The sequence below is a fragment of the Streptosporangium sp. NPDC006930 genome, from assembly GCF_040635605.1.
In the GTDB taxonomy this organism is placed as follows: Bacteria; Actinomycetota; Actinomycetes; order Streptosporangiales; family Streptosporangiaceae; genus Streptosporangium.
In genome coordinates this window covers 26,421-45,225 of record NZ_JBEYID010000012.1, presented here as the reverse complement: position 1 = coordinate 45,225, position 18,805 = coordinate 26,421, and the positions used below count along the sequence as shown (strand labels likewise).

At 70.7% G+C, this 18,805-nt stretch carries 17 protein-coding genes; 9 read left to right on the top strand and 8 right to left on the bottom strand.

Annotated elements, in window-relative coordinates; all coding sequences use genetic code 11:
- Positions 1 to 5: 5 nt before the first annotated feature.
- From ABZ664_RS21530 to ABZ664_RS21505, 6 genes are read right to left on the bottom strand one after another with little or no spacing between them, the layout of a single operon-like run.
- Positions 6 to 1,697 (bottom strand): AMP-binding protein, encoded by a 1,692-nt coding sequence (locus ABZ664_RS21530; protein ID WP_362512463.1) that lies wholly within the window; start codon positions 1,695 to 1,697, stop codon positions 6 to 8.
- Entirely contained in the window at positions 1,694 to 2,653 is a 960-nt protein-coding gene (locus tag ABZ664_RS21525) for a transketolase C-terminal domain-containing protein (protein WP_362512461.1), read from the bottom strand. Before ABZ664_RS21525 ends, ABZ664_RS21530 begins: the two co-directional genes overlap by 4 nt.
- Positions 2,650 to 3,516 carry a transketolase gene (locus ABZ664_RS21520; RefSeq protein WP_362512458.1) on the bottom strand — a complete coding sequence of 289 codons (867 nt, stop codon included), beginning with the start codon at positions 3,514 to 3,516 and terminating at the stop codon, positions 2,650 to 2,652. Before ABZ664_RS21520 ends, ABZ664_RS21525 begins: the two co-directional genes overlap by 4 nt.
- A 20-nt stretch (positions 3,517 to 3,536) precedes the next feature.
- On the bottom strand, positions 3,537 to 4,562 hold the full coding sequence (gene argC / locus ABZ664_RS21515; protein ID WP_362512455.1) for an N-acetyl-gamma-glutamyl-phosphate reductase: 1,026 nt from the start codon (positions 4,560 to 4,562) through the stop codon (positions 3,537 to 3,539).
- Positions 4,559 to 5,422, bottom strand: coding sequence for a RimK family alpha-L-glutamate ligase (locus tag ABZ664_RS21510; RefSeq protein WP_362512452.1), 864 nt, complete (start codon positions 5,420 to 5,422; stop codon positions 4,559 to 4,561). The genes argC and ABZ664_RS21510 overlap by 4 nt, the downstream gene beginning before the upstream one ends.
- Positions 5,423 to 5,438: 16 nt before the next feature.
- Positions 5,439 to 5,621, bottom strand: coding sequence for a lysine biosynthesis protein LysW (locus ABZ664_RS21505; protein WP_350945183.1), 183 nt, complete (start codon positions 5,619 to 5,621; stop codon positions 5,439 to 5,441).
- 303 nt (positions 5,622 to 5,924) lie between these two features.
- On the opposite strand from ABZ664_RS21505, the gene ABZ664_RS21500 reads away from it, so the two are divergent.
- The 6 genes from ABZ664_RS21500 to ABZ664_RS21475 all read left to right on the top strand — a co-directional run bounded on the left by ABZ664_RS21500 (position 5,925) and on the right by ABZ664_RS21475 (position 12,992).
- The gene (locus tag ABZ664_RS21500; RefSeq protein ID WP_362512448.1) at positions 5,925 to 6,863 is read left to right on the top strand and encodes a family 3 encapsulin nanocompartment shell protein; all 939 of its coding nucleotides are present in this window, start codon (positions 5,925 to 5,927) and stop codon (positions 6,861 to 6,863) included.
- Positions 6,856 to 7,776, top strand: a complete 921-nt coding sequence (locus ABZ664_RS21495; protein WP_362512445.1) for a sulfotransferase — start codon at positions 6,856 to 6,858, stop codon at positions 7,774 to 7,776. Before ABZ664_RS21500 ends, ABZ664_RS21495 begins: the two co-directional genes overlap by 8 nt.
- Positions 7,777 to 7,800: 24 nt before the next feature.
- The gene (locus ABZ664_RS21490) at positions 7,801 to 8,571 is read left to right on the top strand and encodes an SDR family oxidoreductase (protein ID WP_362512443.1); all 771 of its coding nucleotides are present in this window, start codon (positions 7,801 to 7,803) and stop codon (positions 8,569 to 8,571) included.
- A gap of 169 nt (positions 8,572 to 8,740) precedes the next feature.
- The gene (locus tag ABZ664_RS21485; RefSeq protein WP_362512440.1) at positions 8,741 to 10,825 is read left to right on the top strand and encodes a M20/M25/M40 family metallo-hydrolase; all 2,085 of its coding nucleotides are present in this window, start codon (positions 8,741 to 8,743) and stop codon (positions 10,823 to 10,825) included.
- Positions 10,822 to 11,754: a sulfate adenylyltransferase subunit CysD gene (gene cysD, locus ABZ664_RS21480; RefSeq protein ID WP_362512437.1), complete on the top strand. Its 933-nt coding sequence runs from the start codon at positions 10,822 to 10,824 to the stop codon at positions 11,752 to 11,754. Before ABZ664_RS21485 ends, cysD begins: the two co-directional genes overlap by 4 nt.
- Positions 11,754 to 12,992 carry a GTP-binding protein gene (locus ABZ664_RS21475; RefSeq protein WP_362512434.1) on the top strand — a complete coding sequence of 413 codons (1,239 nt, stop codon included), beginning with the start codon at positions 11,754 to 11,756 and terminating at the stop codon, positions 12,990 to 12,992. Before cysD ends, ABZ664_RS21475 begins: the two co-directional genes overlap by 1 nt.
- Before the next feature lie 239 nt (positions 12,993 to 13,231).
- On the opposite strand, the gene ABZ664_RS21470 is transcribed toward ABZ664_RS21475, so the two are convergent.
- On the bottom strand, positions 13,232 to 14,107 hold the full coding sequence (locus tag ABZ664_RS21470) for a LysR substrate-binding domain-containing protein (RefSeq protein WP_362512431.1): 876 nt from the start codon (positions 14,105 to 14,107) through the stop codon (positions 13,232 to 13,234).
- A 102-nt stretch (positions 14,108 to 14,209) separates the two neighbouring features.
- Positions 14,210 to 14,341: a hypothetical protein gene (locus tag ABZ664_RS21465; RefSeq protein WP_350945191.1), complete on the bottom strand. Its 132-nt coding sequence runs from the start codon at positions 14,339 to 14,341 to the stop codon at positions 14,210 to 14,212.
- Between the two features lie 186 nt (positions 14,342 to 14,527).
- Between ABZ664_RS21465 and ABZ664_RS21460 the strand changes: the two genes are divergently transcribed.
- Genes ABZ664_RS21460 through ABZ664_RS21450 form a run of 3 tightly spaced genes read left to right on the top strand, consistent with a single transcriptional unit; the run spans position 14,528 to position 18,651 of the window.
- Complete coding sequence (locus ABZ664_RS21460; RefSeq protein ID WP_362512427.1) at positions 14,528 to 14,806, top strand: hypothetical protein; 279 nt, start codon at positions 14,528 to 14,530, stop codon at positions 14,804 to 14,806.
- Positions 14,803 to 17,085 carry a TOMM precursor leader peptide-binding protein gene (locus tag ABZ664_RS21455; RefSeq protein WP_362512424.1) on the top strand — a complete coding sequence of 761 codons (2,283 nt, stop codon included), beginning with the start codon at positions 14,803 to 14,805 and terminating at the stop codon, positions 17,083 to 17,085. The genes ABZ664_RS21460 and ABZ664_RS21455 overlap by 4 nt, the downstream gene beginning before the upstream one ends.
- Before the next feature lie 36 nt (positions 17,086 to 17,121).
- Positions 17,122 to 18,651: a SagB family peptide dehydrogenase gene (locus tag ABZ664_RS21450; RefSeq protein ID WP_362512421.1), complete on the top strand. Its 1,530-nt coding sequence runs from the start codon at positions 17,122 to 17,124 to the stop codon at positions 18,649 to 18,651.
- The last annotated feature ends 154 nt before the right edge of the window (positions 18,652 to 18,805 follow it).

Below are 18,805 nucleotides of genomic sequence, written 5' to 3'. Positions count from 1 at the left end.
GTGTCCTAAGCCCGGAGCCGGTCGCGCAAGGCGAATTTCTGGATCTTCCCGGAGGGGGTTCTCGGCAGCGACGGTACGATCTCCAGTCGCTCGGGCCAGTACTGCTTGGCCATGCCGAGGCCGGAGAGGTGGCCGCGCATGTCGTCGAGGGTGAGCGGGGAGGCCGCCGGGGAGTCCGCCGTGACGAGGATCGCGCAGGCGCGCTCGCCCAGCCGCCGGTCCGGGTAGCCGACGACCGCGACGTCCTTGACGGCGGGGTGCCGCAGCAGGGCCGCCTCCACCTCCACGACGGGGATGTTCTCCGCGCCGCGCATGATGACGTCCTTGACCCGGCCGGTGATCCGGATGCCTCCGTAGCCGTCCTCGCGGGCCAGGTCCCCGGTGTCGAACCAGCCGTCCTCGGTGAGCGACTCGGCGTACACCTCGGGGCGGCGGAAGTAGCCGAGGCACTGGGCGGCGCCGCGGACCTGGAGCAGGCCGGGTTGTCCCGCGGCCACCGGCTCGCCCCCTCGGCCGACGATCCTGACCTCCATCCCCGGTACGGGGGTGCCGTCGCTCTCGGCCGCGCGCATCGGCGGGTCCTCGGGACGGGTGATCGTCACGCAGCCGTTCTCGCTCATGCCCCACAGGGCGTACACCCGGCAGCCGAGGACCTCCCGCGCGTCCTCCACGAGGAGCGGCGCGATCGGCGCGCTGCCCGTGGCGAACGTGAGCAGCGCCGACAGGTCCCTCGGACCGGTGCGCTGCGCCTCGATGAGGTCGGAGAGGAACGTGGGCGCGCCCATGAAGAACGTGACCTTCCGCTCCTCCAGGATCCGCAGCATCGCGGCCGGGTCCCACGCGTCCACCTGCACGGCCGTCGCGCCGAGGATGAGCGGCATGAGGAAGTTCCAGGTGTAACCGGCCTGGTGCGTCGTGGGGGACCCCATCGCCGTCACCTCCTCGCCGGTGAGGTGAAGCACGTCGGCCTGTGCCCTGTTCATCGAGTACAGGGTGTTGTGGCTGTGCACGACGCCTTTCGGCTCACCGGTCGTGCCCGAGGTGAACACGACCTGGGCGGGGTCGTCCGGGCCGGCTTCGAGGGCGTCGAGGGCCTCGATCTCCTCGGGGGTGGGCTCGGGGCCGAGGAGGTCGAGGTCGAAGTCCAGCGCCCCGCCCCTCCCACCGTCGCCCTCGCCGCCGTAGCCGCTGTCAGCGCCACCGCCGCCGTAACCACCGGCACCGCCGTTCTCGCCCGCACCGCCGCCGAGCAGCACCCGGTGGCGCAGGCTCGGGACGGCGCGGGCGACCTCGGCGCTCATGTCCGCGTACGAGAAGCCGCGGAACTCCGTCGCCGCGATGTACACCGGGCTCTCGGTGAGCCGGGTCATGAACTCGACCTCGCGCCTGCGCATGATGGGGACGACCGGGCCCGCCACGGCGCCGATCCGCGCGCACGCGAGGATCGACGCGACGAGCTGCCAGGAGTTGGGCAGCTGCAGGGTCACCACGTCACCGCGTCCCACGCCCAGCCGCACCAGGCTCGCCGCGAGGCGGTCGACGCGCCGGGCGAGCTCGGCGTAGGTCACCGTCTCCGCGGCGCCGTCCCGGTAGCAGACGAGCGCCGGCTTGTCCGGGTGGTTCGCGACGGAACGCCGTAGGTCGTCGAGGACGGTCTCGTCGCGCCACTGGCCGGAGCGCCGGAAGTCCTCCTTCATCGGCTCCTCCTCGTTCTGCCCAGGGCGGTCCTGGCCCGCGCGGCCACGGCCTGGGGCGTGATGCCGCCCCGCTCCAGGAGGTATCTCTGGCTCCCGGCGACCGGGACGAACGCGTCGGGCATCGCCACCCGGCACACCCTGACCGGCAGGATCTCCGAGAGGTTCTCGGCGACGGCGGCTCCGAAGCCGCCGGCGCGCCAGTGCTCCTCGACCGTGACCACGACGCCGGTCGCGCTCGCCGCGGCGGCGAGCGTCGCCGTGTCCAGCGGCTTGACCGTGTGTACGTGGATCACCGACGCCGCGATGCCGTCCCGCTCCAGCAGGTCCGCGGCGTCGAGGGCGGCGAGCACCGGGTACGGGCCGCAGGCGGCGAGCGTGACGTCGCCGCCCTCCCGCAGGATCTGGGCCTGCCCGATTCGCACGGGCGGCCCTTCGGGGAGGTCGGGGGTGGCGTTGCGGCCCAGCCGGAAGTAGACGGGGCCCGGCAGGGCGAGGGCCTGGCGGAACAGCTCGTCCGTGGTGGCCTCGTCCGCGGGGACGACGACGGTCATGTTCGGCAGGTTCCGCATCACGGCCAGGTCCTCCAGCGAGTGGTGGGTGGGGCCGAGATGGCCGCCCGACACTCCGGAGTGGGTCGCGGCGATGCGGACGGGCAGGTTGTTGAGCGCGATGTCGACCTTGACGGCCTCCAGCGCCCGGGTGGAGGCGAACGCCGCCATCGTGTTCACGACGGGCACGCGCCCCTCCTTGGCGAGCCCGGCGGCGGCGCCCATGAGGGTGTGCTCGGCGATGCCCAGGTTGAGGTACCTGTCACCCGCCTCGCCGAAGTCGACCCCGCCGAACAGGCCGGTGTCGCTGTCCAGGCAGACCAGCCGTTCGTCGTCCGGCATGAGTTCCACGAGCACGTCGCGGTAGACCTCACGGGACGAGCGCGTCTTGAGTGTGGTGGCGGTCATCGCCGTTCTCCTTCCGGGGCGGCACGCAGGGCGGAGAGCGCGCGGCGGTGCTGGCGGTCGCCCAGCTTGGCGTAGTGGCTGCGTGCCTGGCCCTCGATGAAGGGCAGGCCCTTGCCCTTGACGGTGTGGGCGATGATCAGGGTGGGGCGTCCCGGCTCGGGCGGCGCGGTGAGCGCCTCGGTCAGCGCGGCGACGTCGTGGCCGTCCGCCTCCCTGACGTGCCAGCCGAAGGCCCGCCACCGGTCGGCGAGGGGTTCCAGGTTGCCGACGAACTCCGTCGCGCCGGTGATCTGGAGGCGGTTGCGGTCGACCACGGCGGTGAGGTTCTCCAGCCCGTGGCTCGCGGCCACGCTCGCCGCCTCCCAGACCGAGCCCTCCTGGAGTTCGCCGTCGCCCATGACCACGAAGCACCGGCGGTCGGAGCCGTCGAGCCTGGCCGCGAGCGCCACCCCGACACCCAGCGCGAGGCCGTGACCGAGGGAGCCTGACGGCATCTCCACGCCGGGGACCTCGGCGTGGGGGTGGGCCATGAAGGCGCTGCCCGGCCGCGCGTAGTCGGTGAGCCGCTCCTCGGGGAAGAAGCCTGCCTCGCAGAGGGTCGCGTACAGGGCGATGCCCGCGTGCCCCTTGCTCAGCAGCAGCATGTCGCGGTCGGGCGAACCCGGATCCCGGGGGTCGATTCGCATGATCCGGAAGTACAGGGTGGCGAGGACCTCGACGAGGGACATGGAACCCCCCAGGTGCCCGCCCTCGGGACTCGCGCACATGTTCACGATGTGTTCCCTGATCCGGCCGGTCATCGCGGCCGGATCGGCCCTCTCTCCGGCCCGGATCGCACCCGGCAGGGTGGAGATGCCGCTCATGTCTACTCCTTTCGCCTCGGTCAGTTCGGATGCAGGCCGGTGAAGTCGAGCCCGAGGGACTCGGGCAGGCCGAGCCGGATGTTCATGCACTGCACCGCGTTCCCGGAACCGCCCTTGACCAGGTTGTCCAGGGCCGCGATCACCGTCACGTCGGACGCCCCCGGGTCCAGGGCGAAGCCGACGTCGCAGAAGTTGGAACCGGACAGGATCTTCGCGTCGGGGAACCGGTGCAGGCCGCGCCGCTGGGCGACCACGCGAACGAACGGCTCGTCGCCGTAGCGTCCCCGGTAGGCGGAGCGGATGTCGCGCTCGGTGACGCCGTCGGCGAGGCGTGCCCTGCAGACCAGCTGCACTCCCCGTACGGCCTCCACTCCGGTCGCGGTCATCCGGACCGGGAGCCCGGTCGCCTGGGAGATCTCCGCCTCGTGCCGGTGTCGCGTCGGGGCGAAGACCCTGAGCGCGCCGCTGCGTTCGGCGTGCAGGTTCTCCGAGCCCGCGGTCGCTCCGGCACCGCTGGAACCGGTCCTGGCGTCGACCGTTATCTCGTCCCTGATCAGCCCGGCCTCGGCCAGCGGGGTGAGCGCGAGGATCCCGGCGTTCGCCATGCAGCCGGGCACGCTGATCCGGTCGGCGGTCCGCAGGCGGTCCCGGTGGAACTCCGGTATGCCGGGCACGAAGGTGCCGAGCAGGTCGGTGGCCTCGTGCGGGAGCCCGTAGTAGCTCTCGTAGGTGTCGGTGGACCGCAGCCGGAAGTCGCCGGACAGGTCGATGACCGTGTCGGCCATGTCGAGGAACTCCGGCATCCGGCGCATCGTCTCCCGATGCGGTGTGGCGAGGAACAGCACGTCGTAGTGGTCGAGCCGGTCCTCGGGGCAGAAGGTGAGCCGGGTCCTTCCCCTCAGGTTCGGGTGGACGCCGTCGATCTGGCGGCCTTGCAGGCGCCGCGAGGTGGCGGCGGCCAGCTCGACCTTCGGATGGGTGGTCAGGATGCGCAGGAGCTCGCCGCCGATGTAGCCGGCGGCCCCGACGACCGCGACGCGTGTCATGTCTCCCCCCTCGCGATGAGATGGGCCGCGATGGCGTCCGCCACGTCGACCCTGGAGCCGTGGGCCTGCTGGAAGCCCCGGAACTCCACCCGGTCGTTGACTTCGAGCACGGTGAGGTGCCCGTCCATGTCCTCGATGAGGTCGACGCCCGCGATGTCGGCGCCGACCGCCTCCGCGGCGGCGACCGCGAGCTTGACGTGGTCGGGGCCGAGCGGGCAGTACTCGCTCACCGCGCCCCTCGCCACGTTGGTACGCCACTCCTCTCCCTTGCGGTAGGTCGCGCCGAGCGCCTCGCCGCCCACGACGAGCACGCGGATGTCGCGGTCGGCCTTGGGAACCTGTTCCTGCAGGTAGATCACGTGCGACTGCGGCGAGGGCAGCGCGGCGACGTGTTCGAGCACGGCCGTCGCCACGGCGCGGTCGGTGACCCTGGTCACCAGCCGGCCCCAGGAGCCGACGAGTGGCTTGATCACGGCCGGGTAGCCGATCGCGTCCAGGGCCTCCAGCGCCGCCTCCGACGTCATCGCCAGCGCGGTCCTGGGCGTCGGCAGCCCGCTTTTCAACAGGGCCGCCGACGTGTGCCACTTGTCGCCGCTGAGATGCGTGGCGGCGGCGCTGTTGAGCACCGTCACCCCCGCCGACTCCAGGGCACTCGCCGCGTAGAGGGCGCGGAAGTGCCCGACCTCGCGGTTGAGGACGAGGTTCGGTCCGTTCCAGGGAGAGCCGTTCGCGACGAACAGCGACCTGGGATCCAGATGTTCGAACCTGGCGCCGCGCCGTTCGAGCGCGGCCATGATGTTCTTCTCCTCGAACCGCACTCGCGAGGCGAGGACGGCGAGGTGGGGTGCTACGGAATCCACGGCACAGCTCCCTGTGTCACTCGCCCCAGTCTTCTTCGACGTCCGGTGCGAGCATGAGCGTCGGCGGCTGGACGGAGGCGATCTCCAGCTCGCTCCGGCAGTCCAGACACTCGACGATCTCGCTCACCCGGGCGTCCCCGTCGATCGGCACCTCGGCCGAGCACTCGGGGCACTCCGGACCGTTCAGAACTTTCTGCATGGGCTCATCCCTGTCGGTTGATGTGACTTATTTGTCGCATAAACCGTAACCCGATTCCGCATAAAACATCTAATAAGTGGTTTTGTTCGGAATGAATGTGGCCGCTTATAGGGCGATCTCATAACTATCGGGCTATTACCTCATAAGCATCGCTTCTTGGCTAGGGGCCGAAAATATCTGCACCAGATGATTAAGCTCGCTAGTGATGATTATTTCCGGCTTTTTCGTCATCGCCGGCACACCAGGCGAACGTCCGGAGCACCGACGCAGGGCGTCTCCGGAACAGCTCCAGAAGGAGGGGTAATGCGAGGAATCGCAGAAAGTCCTGCCGTCAACGGCAACGGTGCCCACCCGGCTCCATCCGATCTTGAATTCGATCTCGGAACCGTGGCGCGCACCCCCGGTGAGGAGTTCGCGGCGGCCGTGGGCGAGGCCCGCGACCGTGCCGACACCGACGAGCGCGGGGACCTGGTGGTGTCCTTCGGCACCCACCTGCCCGCGTCGTTCCCGCTCTTCGCCTCCCGTCCCCGCTATCCGGTACGCCACCTGCTGAAGACCGCGCCCGTGGCCGGCGACCCGGCGCCCTACGTTCACGAGCCCCCTCGGGGATCGGTGAGCGAGTCGGGTGTCTCCTACGCAGCCACCCCCGAGGCGGCCTTCGCGCCGAGGCTGGAGGAGGCGCGGCTCACCGACCTCACCGTCTCCGTTCCGCTCCCCGAGGGAATCCTCGACAAGCCGGCCCTGCTCGCCCCGTACGTCGACTACCGCGTGCTCGTCCGGCTGTCGGTGGCGGAGAACGAGGCGCTGCTGCACGGCACCGGCGACGGCGCGATCACCGGGCTGCTCCGGCTGCCGGGCACCCGCCACCGCGAGACCGACCTCGCCCTTGAGGAGGCGGTCACCCAGACCGCCGCCGAGGTGGAGGAGACCGGAGGCTCGTGCGACGGCATCGTCGCCCACCCCGCCGTCTACTGGGAGATGGTGCGGACGGGCATGCTCGCCCGCCTCGCCGTCGCCGGGATCACGGTGTCGAGGACACGCATGATCCCGAAGGACACCCTGCTCATGGGAGACTTCCGCGCCGCGTTCACCCTGCTGCTGCCGGGCGTCTCCTCCATCACGCTGCGCCGCGGCGCCGGGAGCGACGGCGCCGACCTCGTCGAGGCGAGCAGCCGCGTCGGCCTCGCCGTGCACCTGCCGCAGCACCTGATCACGCTGTCGTGGGGTGGTCGCCGTGGGTGACCCGCGGATCCTGTACATCACCGGGTGGATGCGCAGCGGCAGCACCCTGCTCGGCAACGTCCTCGGCGAGCTTCCCGGCGTCCTGCACGCCGGCGAGCTGCACTACCTGTGGCGCAACGGCGTGCTCAACGCCGGGACGAACTCCACCTGCGGCTGCGGCAGGGACCTCACCGCGTGCGACGTCTGGTCCCCGGTCCTCGGGGACGGTGATGTGGCGGGGATCGGCGCCGCGCGCCGGATGACGCTCCTGCAGCGCTCCCTGCTGCGCACCCGCCACACCCGCGACCGCCTCGCCGAGGCGAGAGGGAAGGCGAGGACGGCGCCCGGGGTCGAGGAGGCGCTCGGACGCACCGCCTCCATCTACCGGACGCTGGCCGAGCGAGGCGGCGAGCGCCTGATCGTGGACGGCTCGAAGTATCCCGCCGAGGCCGCCGCGCTGCTGGGACGTACGGACCTGGACGTCCGGGTGCTGCACATGGTGCGCGACCCCCGCGCGACGGCCTTCTCCTACAAGAACGCCAAGGACTACATCGACCCGATGAGCCCCGCCCGCAGCAGCGGGTACTGGAGCGCGTTCAACACCGCCTCCGAGCTCGTCGGAGCGGTCGCCCCCGACCGGTACCTGAGGGTCGTGCACGAGGACCTCTGCGCCCGGCCGCGAGAGGTCCTGGCGCGGGTCATGCGGTTCGCCGGGCTGACGGGAGAGCCGCCGGTCGACGAGACCGGCCTGGTCTCGCTCGGGGAGAACCACACGGTGACCGGCAACCCCGACCGGCTGTCCAAGGGCGACACGGTGATCCGTTCCGACGAGCGCTGGCGCACCAGGCTGTCCGCGCGGGAGATCGCCGCCGCGACCGCGCCCGCCTTGCCACTGCTCACCCGCTACGGGTACCCGATCCTGCCGACCAGGTAGGCACGAGAATTAGGGAGCCATCTCATGGACCTTCGACTTAAAGGGCGCGTGGCACTGGTGGCGGCTTCGAGCAGCGGGCTCGGGCTGGCCGTCGCCAAGGCCCTCGCGGCGGAGGGAGCGAACGTCTCGATCTGCGGTCGTGACCCCGCGAGGCTCGCCCTCGCCCACGTCGAGGTCAACGCGATGGGAACGGGCGAGGTGCTCAGCACTCCCGTGGACCTGTGCGACGAGCGGGCCGCAGCCGAATGGGTGCGGCGGACCGCGGACACGTTCGGCGGCCTCGACGTCGTGGTGACCAACACCGGCGGGGTCCCGTTCGGACCCGTCGACAGCTTCCAGGTCGCCGACTACCGCGCGGCGATCGACGGGAACCTCCTGCCGCACGTGAGCATCACCCTCGCGGCGCTGCCCTTCGTCAAGAGGGGCGGCTGGGGGCGCATGCTGATGATCGCCTCCGAGTCCGTGCGCCAGCCCCACCCCGAGAGCGGGTTGTCGTCGGTGGCCCGGCTGGGCCTGCTCGGCTACATGAAGGGCCTGGTGCACGCGCTCGGCGCGAACGGGGTCACGGTCAACATCCTCGCCCCGGGTTTCCACCGCACCCCCATCCTCGACGAGCAGTTCGGCGCGGACGTGGAGACGGAGATCGCCCGCGTCGCCGAGCGGATCCCCCTCGGCAGGATCGGGAACGTGGCGGATTTCGGCGCGCTGGCCGCCATGCTCGCCAGCGACCAGGCCTCGTACGTCACGGGCACGGTTTTCGTGGCCGACGGAGGCAACACCCGCGGCATCGGCTGAAGGCGCCGACCGAACGCCGACAGAACACGTCGACGGAACACGCCGGCGGAAGGCATCGCCAGAAGACGTCGGCCGGAGGCGCCGACCGAAGAGCCGGCCGAAGGCATCGGACGGAAGCACCGGTCGAAGACATCGGCTGAAGGGCCGGAAAGCTGAGGAGGAGCGAAAGATGTCCGTACTCGGACACGTCGCCAGCACGCGCAAGGCGGCACTCTACGTAGTCAAGATAGGGAGCGCGAGTCTCGGCCACGACGCGCTCTTCGACGAGGTGGCCCTGCTGCGCCGCCGTGGCGCCCGCGTGCTCCTCGTCGCGGGTGGCGCGGCCGGCATCGCGCGGCACTACGCCGACATCGGCCGTCCCGTCAGGACGCTGAGCCTGCGGGGCGACAGCGAGGTGCGCTACTGCCCTCCCGAGGAGATGCCGCACATCGTGGACGCGTACGAGCGGGTGACGCTGCCGCGCGTGCGCGACGCGCTCACCGCGCGCGGACTCACCGTCTTCACCTCGGTCGCGCGGGACGGGGCGCTGGTGAGCGCCCTGGCCAACCGGCCGCTGCGGGCCGTGATGGACGGCAGGACGACGGTGGTCCGCGACCACCGGGCGGGCACCGTGACCGAAGTGGCCGCGGACCGCGTCCAGGCGCTGCTCGACGCGTTCGACGTGGTGTGCCTCTCGCCGCCCGTCGCCGACGGCGCGGGCGGTTCCGCGCTCAACGTCGACGCCGACGTCCTCGCCGCCGAGCTGGCCAACGCCCTCGACGCCGACCACCTGCGCCTCGTCACCGGCACGCCCGGCCTGCTCAGCGATCCCGGGGACCGGGCGAGCCGCCTCGTCGACGTGGTACGCGGCGAGGGGGAGCGGTTCGCGCGCGGCAGGATGCGGCAGAAGGTACGCGCGGCGGAGATCGCCCTCGACGGGAGCGCCGACGTCGCGATAACCGGGCCGCACACCCTGTCACCCGCGTCGGGGACGCGCTTCTGGCGCGTCCGGCCACCCGCGCCCGACCTGTCGCTCCTGTCCCGAGCCGTGGAGATCTCCTCGGTGTCGGCCGACGAGCGGGAGCTCGCCGAGTATCTGGTGGAGTGGTGCGCCGAGCGCGGCGTCCACGCGGAGATCGACGCGGCCGGCAACCTCGTGGCCACCCGCGGCTCGGGCGACCGGCGGCTGCTCATGCTCGGACACCTCGACACCGTGCCGCACCGCTGGCCGGTGCGCTGGGACGGGCTCACGATCAGCGGCAGGGGCTGCGTCGACGCCAAGGCGAGCCTCGTCGCCTACCTGGAGACACTCGCGGAGATGGACGTGCCGAGCTGGGCGCAGGTGCGCGTCATCGGCGCGGTCGAGGAGGAGGTCACCTCGGCGGGGGCCTTCCACGCCAGGGACCACTACCCGGCGGACGCGGTGATCGTGGGCGAGCCCAGCGGCGAGAAGGCCCTCACCATCGGCTACTACGGCCTGCTCAAGGTGCGGCTGCGGGTCGGCCACAGCGTCGGGCACACCGCGGGGCAGGGGGTCACCACCGCCGCCGACCAGCTGGTGGAGGTGCTGAGCCGGCTCCGCGACGAGATCGGCGCGGCCGACCCCCAGGCGTTGGTGGCCGTGCTCGGCATCCACGCCAGAAACGGCGGGGACGTCCAGGTGGGCGAGGCCGTCATCGACGTGCGGGTCCCCCCGGCCCTGGACCTGGAACACCTCGTCGGCCTCGTCCACCGGGTCGCCGGGCCGGTCACCGTGCAGGTGCTCCGCGCCACCCCCGGAGTGATCACCTCCCGTACCAGCCCGCTGGTGAAGGCGTTCTCCCGCGCCTTCAGGGAGGAGGGCGTGGCCCCGAGGTTCCTCGCCAAGAAGGGGAGCAGCGACATGAACACCCTCGCCACCACCTGGCGGGGAGTGCCCATGGTCGCCTACGGCGCGGGGGACGCCGCGCTCGACCACACACCGGACGAGCACCTCGACGCCGAGGAGTTCCGGCGGTCCAGGACCGTGCTGGCCAGGGCGGTCGCGAACTGGGTGGCGGAGGGCCGCCCGCGGGCCACGCCGCCCGCCGAAGGAACCGCGGACGTCTGGGCCGTAGGAAGCCCAGGAAGCCCAGGAAGCGCCGAGGGCGTCAACGGCGCCCGGCTCGCCGAAGGCGCCGAGATCGCGAACGGAGCCGGGACCTTCGAGGGCGTCGAAGCCGGCCTCGCAGTCGCCGCAGTCGCCGCAGTCGCCGCGGCCGTCGCGTCCGTCGCAGGAGAAAGGACATCACGATGACAACGATCGCCGTCGACGAGACCGTCGGCCACACCTACCAGCTGTCCCACCTGGCCGCGCTGGAGTCGGAGGCCGCCCACATCTTCAGGGAGACGGCCGGGGAGTTCGACCGGCCGGTCATCCTCTTCTCCGGGGGCAAGGACTCCATTGTCATGCTCCACCTGGCGCGCAAGGCGTTCGCCCCCGCGCCGGTGCCGTTCCCCCTGCTGCACGTCGACACCGGCCACAACTTTCCCGAGGTCATCGCCTACCGGGACCGCGTCGTCGCCGAGTACGGGCTGCGGCTGAAGGTCGCCTCGGTCCAGGACTACATCGACCGGGGTGAGCTGGCCGAACGGCCCGACGGCTCACGCAACCCGCTGCAGACGGTGCCGCTGCTCGAAGCCATCGAGAAGAACCGCTTCGACGCGGTCTTCGGCGGCGGGCGGCGGGACGAGGAGAAGGCCCGCGCCAAGGAGCGGGTGTTCTCGCTGCGCGACGACTTCGGCGGCTGGGACCCGCGAAGGCAGCGGCCCGAGCTGTGGAACCTCTACAATGGCCGCCACACGCCCGGCGAGCACGTCCGCGTCTTCCCGCTGTCGAACTGGACCGAGCTGGACGTGTGGCAGTACATCCTCTCCGAGGGCATCGAGCTGCCGCCGATCTACTTCGCGCACGAGCGCGAGGTCTTCTCGCGCCGGGGCATGTGGCTCGCCCCCGGCGCGTGGGGCGGCCCGAGGAGGGACGAACGCCTGGAGCGGCGTCTCGTGCGGTACCGCACGGTCGGTGACATGTCGTGCACGGGCGCCGTCGACTCCGGCGCCGCCACCCTGGAAGAGGTCATCGAGGAGATCCGCTCCTCACGGCTGACCGAGCGAGGGGCCACCCGCGCCGACGACAAGCTGAGCGAGGCCGCCATGGAGGACCGCAAACGGGAGGGGTACTTCTGATGACCACCACACTGCTTCGCTTCGCCACCGCCGGATCCGTGGACGACGGGAAGTCCACCCTCGTGGGCCGGCTGCTGTACGACTCCAAGTCGATCCTCGCCGACCAGCTGGAGGCGGTGGAGAGCGCCTCGCGCAAGCAGGGGCGGGAGACCGCCGACCTCGCCCTGCTCACGGACGGCCTGCGCGCCGAGCGCGAGCAGGGAATCACGATCGACGTCGCGTACCGCTACTTCGCCACCGCGCGCAGGCGCTTCATCCTCGCCGACACGCCGGGACACGTGCAGTACACCCGCAACATGGTCACCGGCGCCTCGACCGCGGAGCTGGTGCTCATCGTCGTCGACGCCCGCAACGGCGTCGCCTCGCAGACCAGGCGGCACGCCGCCGTCGCCGGGCTCCTGCGGGTGCCCCACGTCGTGCTGGCCGTGAACAAGATGGATCTCGTCGGCTGGGACGAGGAGGTGTTCGCGGCGATCGCCGAGGAGTTCACCCGGTACGCCTCCGGCCTCGGGATCGGCGAGGTGACCGCGATCCCGATCTCCGCGCTCACCGGCGACAACATCGTCACCCCCTCGCCGAACATGGACTGGCACACCGGACCCACGATCATGGAGCTCCTGGAGACCGTGCGGGTGGGCACCGACCCCTCCGGGACGCCCGCCCGGCTTCCGGTCCAGTACGTCATCCGGGCGAACGGCCGCCGTGCCTACGCCGGCCAGATCTCCAACGGCGTCCTGCGGGTCGGCGAGCGCGTCACGGTGCTCCCCGGCGGGCAGACGTCCACGGTGGAGGCGATCGACGTGCTCGGCGAGCCTGTCGCCACGGCGTGGGCGCCGCAGTCGGTCGCCGTGCGCCTCCGTGACGACATCGACGTCTCAAGGGGTTCCCTCATCGTGCCGGAGGACGCGGCGCCCGCCCTCACCTGGGAGCTTCGCGTGACCACCTGCCACCTCCACGAGCGCGCCCTGCGCGTCGGGGAACGGGTGCTGGTCAAGCACACCACCAGGACGGTCCAGGCGGTCGTCGAGGACATCGTGCCCTCCGCCGCGCTCGGGGACCTCACCTGTGCCCCGGGCGCGGACAGCCTCGCCGTGAACGAGATCGCGAGTGTCGTGCTGCGCACCACCGAGCCCCTCGCGGTCGATCCCTACGCGCACTCCCGTACGACGGGCTCCTGCCTGCTGATCGACCCGGCGGACGGGACCACCCGCGCGGCGGGGATCATCGAGGCTTCCTGAGAGGGGAGGTCCTCGCCCCGGGTGGAGGAGACGAGGAGGTCGACGAGGAGATGCCGCCGGGGTGAGGCCACCCGGCGCCATCGGGGTGATTCATCCGGCATCTTCAGGATGAGTCACCCGGTGGGAACCTTCGGGGACGGGGCCGGCCGGTTCGGTCGGCCAGGGGGCGGGAACGACCGGTTCGGTCGACCGGGGTCAAGGCCGGCCGGTTCGGTGGGGGTGCCGGGGGTTCGGCCGCCTCACCCGGCGAAGGGGTAGTCGCGCAGTGACTGCTGGAAGGCCTTGCGGGCGATCGGGACGTACCCCGAGGACGCGGCGCCGGCGGACAGGGCCATGGTCACCGGCAGTGGGCCGGGCGGGGAGGGAAGGGTGAGCCTGGCCGCCTTGGGCAGCCCCCAGAGCTCGTCGCCGTTGGCGACGAGGCACGCCACGCCCAGGCCGGCCTTGGCGGCCGCGCGCAGCCCGACGAGCTCGGCGCCCTCGTAGCCGACACGCCACGGGACGGCCGACTCTTCGAGCGCGTCCACGATGCGGGCGCGGAGCGTGCACGGCTCGGTGAAGAGCGTGAGCGGGAGCGCGGCGCCCTCTCCGTGGGCCGGGCGCCCGAACCAGTCCATGCGCATGTGGCCGAGCTCCTGGCTGGTAGCGCCGCTCCTGTGCGGCTTTGTCTGCAGGAGCAGCGCGAGATCCAGCTGGCCGGTGCTCACCCGGCTCTCCAGGGATTCGCTCAACCCCGTCTGGACGCTGACCTGGGTGTGCGGCATGCCCTTGGTGAGCAGCCGCAGGATTTCGGGAAGCGCCTCCGCGAGCTGGTTGACGATCCCGATGGACAGCCGCATGTTTCCCGGAGGGGGGATGAAACGGCCCACCGCCTCGTCGTTGAGTGCGACGAGACGGCGGGCGTAGCCGAGGAGCTCCTCGCCCTGCGGGCTGAGCATCAGTTTCCTGCCGGTCGAGGTGAATATGGGGCCCTTGATGAGGCCACTGAGCTGGCGAATTTGCTGGCTGATGGCGGGCTGCGTTATGTGCAGGGCCTCGGCGGCCCTTCGGAAACCGCCGACATCGACTACGGTGACCAGCGCTCTCAGTCGATTTATTTGCAGGTCGTGGTACATTTTTCCTCTTAAGCTAACCTAGTAGGAAAGTGTCGAGCCATTTGGTTCGCATGACTCTTGAGTCAAGAGGTCGTTCGTTTTCCGGATATTCGCGGCCGTGCCCTAGTAGGGCAGGTAGACCCCGCTGGGAGTGCGGGTGTCGATGGTGTGGCGAGAGTCGGCCGCGCGCTTCTTTTTCTGCCGGGGGACCCGGATGAGTTTTTTCTGCGGCCGGCGGATTTGCTTCTGTTCCATGATCTCCTCCAGTCTCCTGGTCCGGGTGCGGTCAGCGTAGACCGGCGGGAGCGGGAAGTCCTACACACGGCGCCACGAGTGCGATGTGAGACTTTCACGTTCGTTTGGTGACGCGAAAACTGTTCTCCCGACCAGGCCGGGCGCACAATTCACTTATTCGAACTCACTCAGATCGAGGAGACCGCGATGGCGACCATGAACGCTTCCCTGGTTGACCGGGTGAAGGAGCAGGACCTGAGCTTCACCGAGTTCCTCATGAGGACCTGGACCGAGTCCGAGATCGTCGGCGGACACGCCGGTGACCTCGGAGGCACCGCGTTCGCGGGGTTCGGCGGCCTCCTCGGCGGCGAGGGGACGCCCGAGTCGCGTACGGGGATCGTGGAGCGCGCGCTCCTGGAAGACCTCGTCATCGAGGACCTCGACCACCCCGCTCCCGTCGTGGCCGCTTGGACCTACTGCGGATGAACAAGTTCACTGAGAACGGGGCGAACTCACCGCTGATCGGATTCAAGCGCCACCTGCGGGCGGTGACGGTTCCGGGGGAGGCGGTCTATCTCACCTCGGCGCGGGGGACGGTCGCCCTGTCCGGTGAGCAGATTCAGGCGCTCGCGCCGCTGCTGGACGGTAATCACAGCCTGGCCGAAGTGCGAAGGCGGGTGGCGCCCGGGATCCCGGCCGCGCAGCTCGGCCGGCTCCTCGGCAGGCTGGCGGAGGCGAATCTCGTCGGGCCTCGCCGCCCGGAGAGTTCATCGAGGGCCGATACCGCCGCCGAGGCGTACTGGGACCTCGGGCGGCTGGACGCGGATCGGGCCGCGTCGGGGCTGGCGGAGTCGTCGGTCAGGCTCGTCTCCCTGGGGGGAGTCGACACCGGGCCCACGGCCGAGGCGCTGAGGTCGATGGATGTCACCGTCGAGGAGGACGGTGACGGGTCCGCGGCCCTGTCCCTCGTGCTCTGCGACGACTATCTCGACCCTGAGCTTGCACGGTTCAACGAACGGAGACTGGCGGACGGGCGGCCCTGGCTGCTCGCCAAGCCGGTCGGTGCCGACCTGTGGATCGGCCCGATCTTCCGCCCGGAGGAGGGACCCTGCTGGTCCTGCCTGACCACGCGGCTGCGCGTGCACCGGCGCGGGGAGGCGCGGCTGCGGAGCACGTCGGAGACGGGTGCCGTCAGCCCGCCCGAGGCGTCGCTGTCCCTCACCCGCGCCCTCGGGGCACGGTTCGCGGCGCTGGAGGCGGTCAAGTGGCTGGCCGGATCGCGCGACGAGCACCAGGACACCGTGTGGACGCTGGACACCTTCTCACTGCAGGGGGTGCGGCACCCTGTGGAGAGGCGCCCGCAGTGCTCTTCCTGCGGAGACTCCGGGCTGGTCGCGGAACGCGTCGGCAGGCCCGTCGCCGTCGCGTCCAGGAGTAAGGCGGCCGTGGGCGGCAACGGGCATCGCGCGCTGGGGACCGAACAGGTCTGGGAACGCTACCGCCATCTGGCCGACCCCCTCACCGGGATCACGGACGTGATCCAGCGCGACCCGCGCAGCCCCTCCTTCCTGCACTGCTACCTTTCCGGGCCGAACCTCGCCCTCACCGACGACAGTCTCTCCGCGATGAGGGCCGGCCTGCGCCGGCAGAGCGGGGGCAAGGGGAGCACCGACCTTGAGGCGAGGGTGGGCGCGCTCTGCGAGGCGGTGGAGAGACACTGCGGATCGCGGCACGGGGACGAGCCGACGGTGCGCGGCAGCCTCCGCGGCCTGGGTGAGCGGGCCGTGCGCCCCGACGAGTGCCAGCACTTCCACCGGCGCCAGTTCGAGGACCGGCACCGCTGGAACGCCGAAAATACGGCCTTCCAGCACATCCCCGAGCCGTTCGACGACGAGGAGGTCGTCGACTGGACTCCGGTGTGGTCACTCACCGCGAGGCGGCAACGCCTGCTCCCCACCGACCTGCTCTACTTCGGCAGAGGCGGCCATCCTTCGGTGCGCGCGACCTCCAACGGGAACGCCGCGGGCTCCAGCGTCGAGGACGCGATCGTCCAGGGTTTCCTCGAACTGGTCGAGCGCGACGCGGTGGCCATCTGGTGGTACAACCGCACGCGCCAACCGGCCGTGGACCTCGACTCGCTCGGCGACCCGTGGATCGCCGACCTGCGTTCGCGCTACGAGGGCATCGGCAGGGAGTTCTGGGTCCTCGACGTCACCTCGGATCTGGGCATCCCCGTCATGGCGGCGATCTCGCGGCGCGTCGACAAGCCGGCCGAGGACGTCATGCTCGGGTTCGGTGCCCACTTCGACCCCCGGATCGCCGCGCGGCGCGCGCTGACCGAACTCGGGCAACTGCTTCCCGCCGTCGCCGGGGCGCGCGCCGACGGGACGGGATACGGTGAGACAGATCATCACATCCAGGACTGGTGGCTCAGGGCGACGACGGAGAACCAGCCCTATCTGCGTCCGTGCGGGGATCGGGGGCCGCGGGCGCTGAGTGATTACGCCTACATTCCCCGAGGTGACCTGCGGGAGGACGTCGAGCACATCGTCACACTGGCCGGGCGGGCGGGCCTGGAGGTTCTCGTCCTCGACCAGACGCGTCCCGACATCGGGATGCCGGTCGTCAAGGTCGTCGTCCCCGGTCTGCGGCATTTCTGGGCGAGGTTCGGCCCCGGGCGGTTGTACGACGTCCCCGTCCGGCTCGGACGTCTTGACAGGGCGACGGCGTACGAGGATCTCAACCCGATTCCCCTGTTCATGTAGTCATTCCCGTCCCAACACGGATCAGGAGTCAACAGGATGGTCGGCGACCAAGGCAATGATGCCGGTTCGCTCCAGATTTTTCCCCAGTGGTCGTTCCGGGAGGACGTCTACATCGAACCGGAGCCGCACAGCGGAAGCGTGGTGGTGCACAGCCGCTGGGAGGACGTGATCCTGCCGTCTCCGGGACCCAACGTGCTGGAGGCGATGCGCCGGATGAGCCTGGGGCCCATCTCGCTCGACAACGTCATCCGCGAGGAGGCCGAGCGGCGGGAGCTCGACGCGATCCTCGACGGTCTCCAGCACATGGTGGTGCGCTCCTTCGGCTTCGATCCCGAGCAGCCGACGATGTCGGTGATCCCGCTCACCCAGCGGGCGCGGTTCCGGCTGCCGGCGGTTCCCCCGCTCCACCCGATCCGCCTGTCGAGGTTCGCGCTGATCAGAACCGACGGCAACAACTACCACGTCGAGTCGCCGCTCTCGCTGCACCGCGTCATCCTGCACCGGCCCGACGCGATGTCCGGTGTCGGGTCGCTGATCCGCCCGGTCGCCCCCTCGGCGATCGGGCCGGAGTCCTGGCCCGTGGTCGCCTACCTGATGGCGGCGGGGATGGTGGTGCAGGCCGTGGAGGAGGACCCCTTCCAGCCGGTGGTGTTCGAGGAGGACGTCGATCCCGCCCTCGTCGCCTGGAGTCCCGTCGATCTCATGTTCCACACCCGTTCCACCCTCGGCAGGCACGATCACGACTTCGGGGCGACGTACCCGATGGGGGATCAGTGGAGCGTCGAGCCCGTCGTGAAGCCGGGGCCTCCGGAGGTTCCCGTCGGTGCGGAGCCGGCTCCCGTCGCGCTGCCCCGGCCGAAGTGGGGTGAGCTGCTCGCGGCGGATCCGCCGCTCACCGCGGTCGTCGAGGCGAGCAGGCACACCCGGCACTACGGTGAGCGGCAGCTGACGGCCGGCGAGCTGGGGGAGCTGCTGTACAGGACGGCACGGGTCCGCTCGCTGGTCGGCTCGCCCGACGAGTCCTCGACGACCGCGACGAGTGATCGCCCCTACCCGAGCAGCGGGAGCTCTTACGAGCTTGAGCTCTACGCCACGGTGGACAGGTGCGCCGACGTGCCTCGGGGCATCTACCACTACGACCCCCTGCGGCACCGGCTGGAGCCGATCGGGTTCGACCCGGCGGACGTGGACGAACTGCTGGAGACGGGCAAGGTGGCGGCGAACCTGGAGGCGACGCCGCCCGTCCTGATCACCATCACCGCGCGGTTCCGCAGGCTGTCGAGGAAGTACAACGGGATGAGCTACTCACTGGTGCTCAAGAACGTCGGCGCGCTGACGCAGACGCTCTCCCTGGTCTGCACGGCGATGGGACTGGCGGCGTGCAGGCTGGACAGCGGCGACATCGAGGTGACAGGGCGCGTCTTCGGCCTCGACTGGCGCGTCGAGTCGAGTGTCGGCGGGTTCGTCGTCGGCCACCGTCTCGTTCCCGAGCCGAGTCGCCTTTCCGGGCGATACGCGGCGAATGATGCCGAATGGGTTGTTCAGGCGAGGGCGACACTCTCATAATCCGGTAGTTCGCCTTTCCCGCCGTTTCACGGAGGGACGAGGGTGCGCACGGCGAGAGCCCGGTGAACACCGCCCTCTCGCCGGACGTGCTTGAATCATGCGGTACGGCGACAACGCATGGTTTTCCGCTGCCCGTTACCCGCTGATTCACCCA

What these genes read in the sequence shown, in the direction of transcription:
- ABZ664_RS21530 (WP_362512463.1), bottom strand. Translation starts at nt 1,697, where the DNA reads ATGAAGGAGGACTTCCGGCGCTCCGGCCAGTGGCGCGACGAGACCGTC.
- ABZ664_RS21525 (WP_362512461.1), bottom strand. Translation starts at nt 2,653, where the DNA reads ATGACCGCCACCACACTCAAGACGCGCTCGTCCCGTGAGGTCTACCGC.
- ABZ664_RS21520 (WP_362512458.1), bottom strand. Translation starts at nt 3,516, where the DNA reads ATGAGCGGCATCTCCACCCTGCCGGGTGCGATCCGGGCCGGAGAGAGG.
- argC (WP_362512455.1), bottom strand. Translation starts at nt 4,562, where the DNA reads ATGACACGCGTCGCGGTCGTCGGGGCCGCCGGCTACATCGGCGGCGAG.
- ABZ664_RS21505 (WP_350945183.1), bottom strand. Translation starts at nt 5,621, where the DNA reads ATGCAGAAAGTTCTGAACGGTCCGGAGTGCCCCGAGTGCTCGGCCGAG.
- ABZ664_RS21500 (WP_362512448.1), top strand. Translation starts at nt 5,925, where the DNA reads ATGCGAGGAATCGCAGAAAGTCCTGCCGTCAACGGCAACGGTGCCCAC.
- ABZ664_RS21490 (WP_362512443.1), top strand. Translation starts at nt 7,801, where the DNA reads ATGGACCTTCGACTTAAAGGGCGCGTGGCACTGGTGGCGGCTTCGAGC.
- ABZ664_RS21485 (WP_362512440.1), top strand. Translation starts at nt 8,741, where the DNA reads ATGTCCGTACTCGGACACGTCGCCAGCACGCGCAAGGCGGCACTCTAC.
- cysD (WP_362512437.1), top strand. Translation starts at nt 10,822, where the DNA reads ATGACAACGATCGCCGTCGACGAGACCGTCGGCCACACCTACCAGCTG.
- ABZ664_RS21475 (WP_362512434.1), top strand. Translation starts at nt 11,754, where the DNA reads ATGACCACCACACTGCTTCGCTTCGCCACCGCCGGATCCGTGGACGAC.
- ABZ664_RS21470 (WP_362512431.1), bottom strand. Translation starts at nt 14,107, where the DNA reads ATGTACCACGACCTGCAAATAAATCGACTGAGAGCGCTGGTCACCGTA.
- ABZ664_RS21465 (WP_350945191.1), bottom strand. Translation starts at nt 14,341, where the DNA reads ATGGAACAGAAGCAAATCCGCCGGCCGCAGAAAAAACTCATCCGGGTC.
- ABZ664_RS21460 (WP_362512427.1), top strand. Translation starts at nt 14,528, where the DNA reads ATGGCGACCATGAACGCTTCCCTGGTTGACCGGGTGAAGGAGCAGGAC.
- ABZ664_RS21455 (WP_362512424.1), top strand. Translation starts at nt 14,803, where the DNA reads ATGAACAAGTTCACTGAGAACGGGGCGAACTCACCGCTGATCGGATTC.
- ABZ664_RS21450 (WP_362512421.1), top strand. Translation starts at nt 17,122, where the DNA reads ATGGTCGGCGACCAAGGCAATGATGCCGGTTCGCTCCAGATTTTTCCC.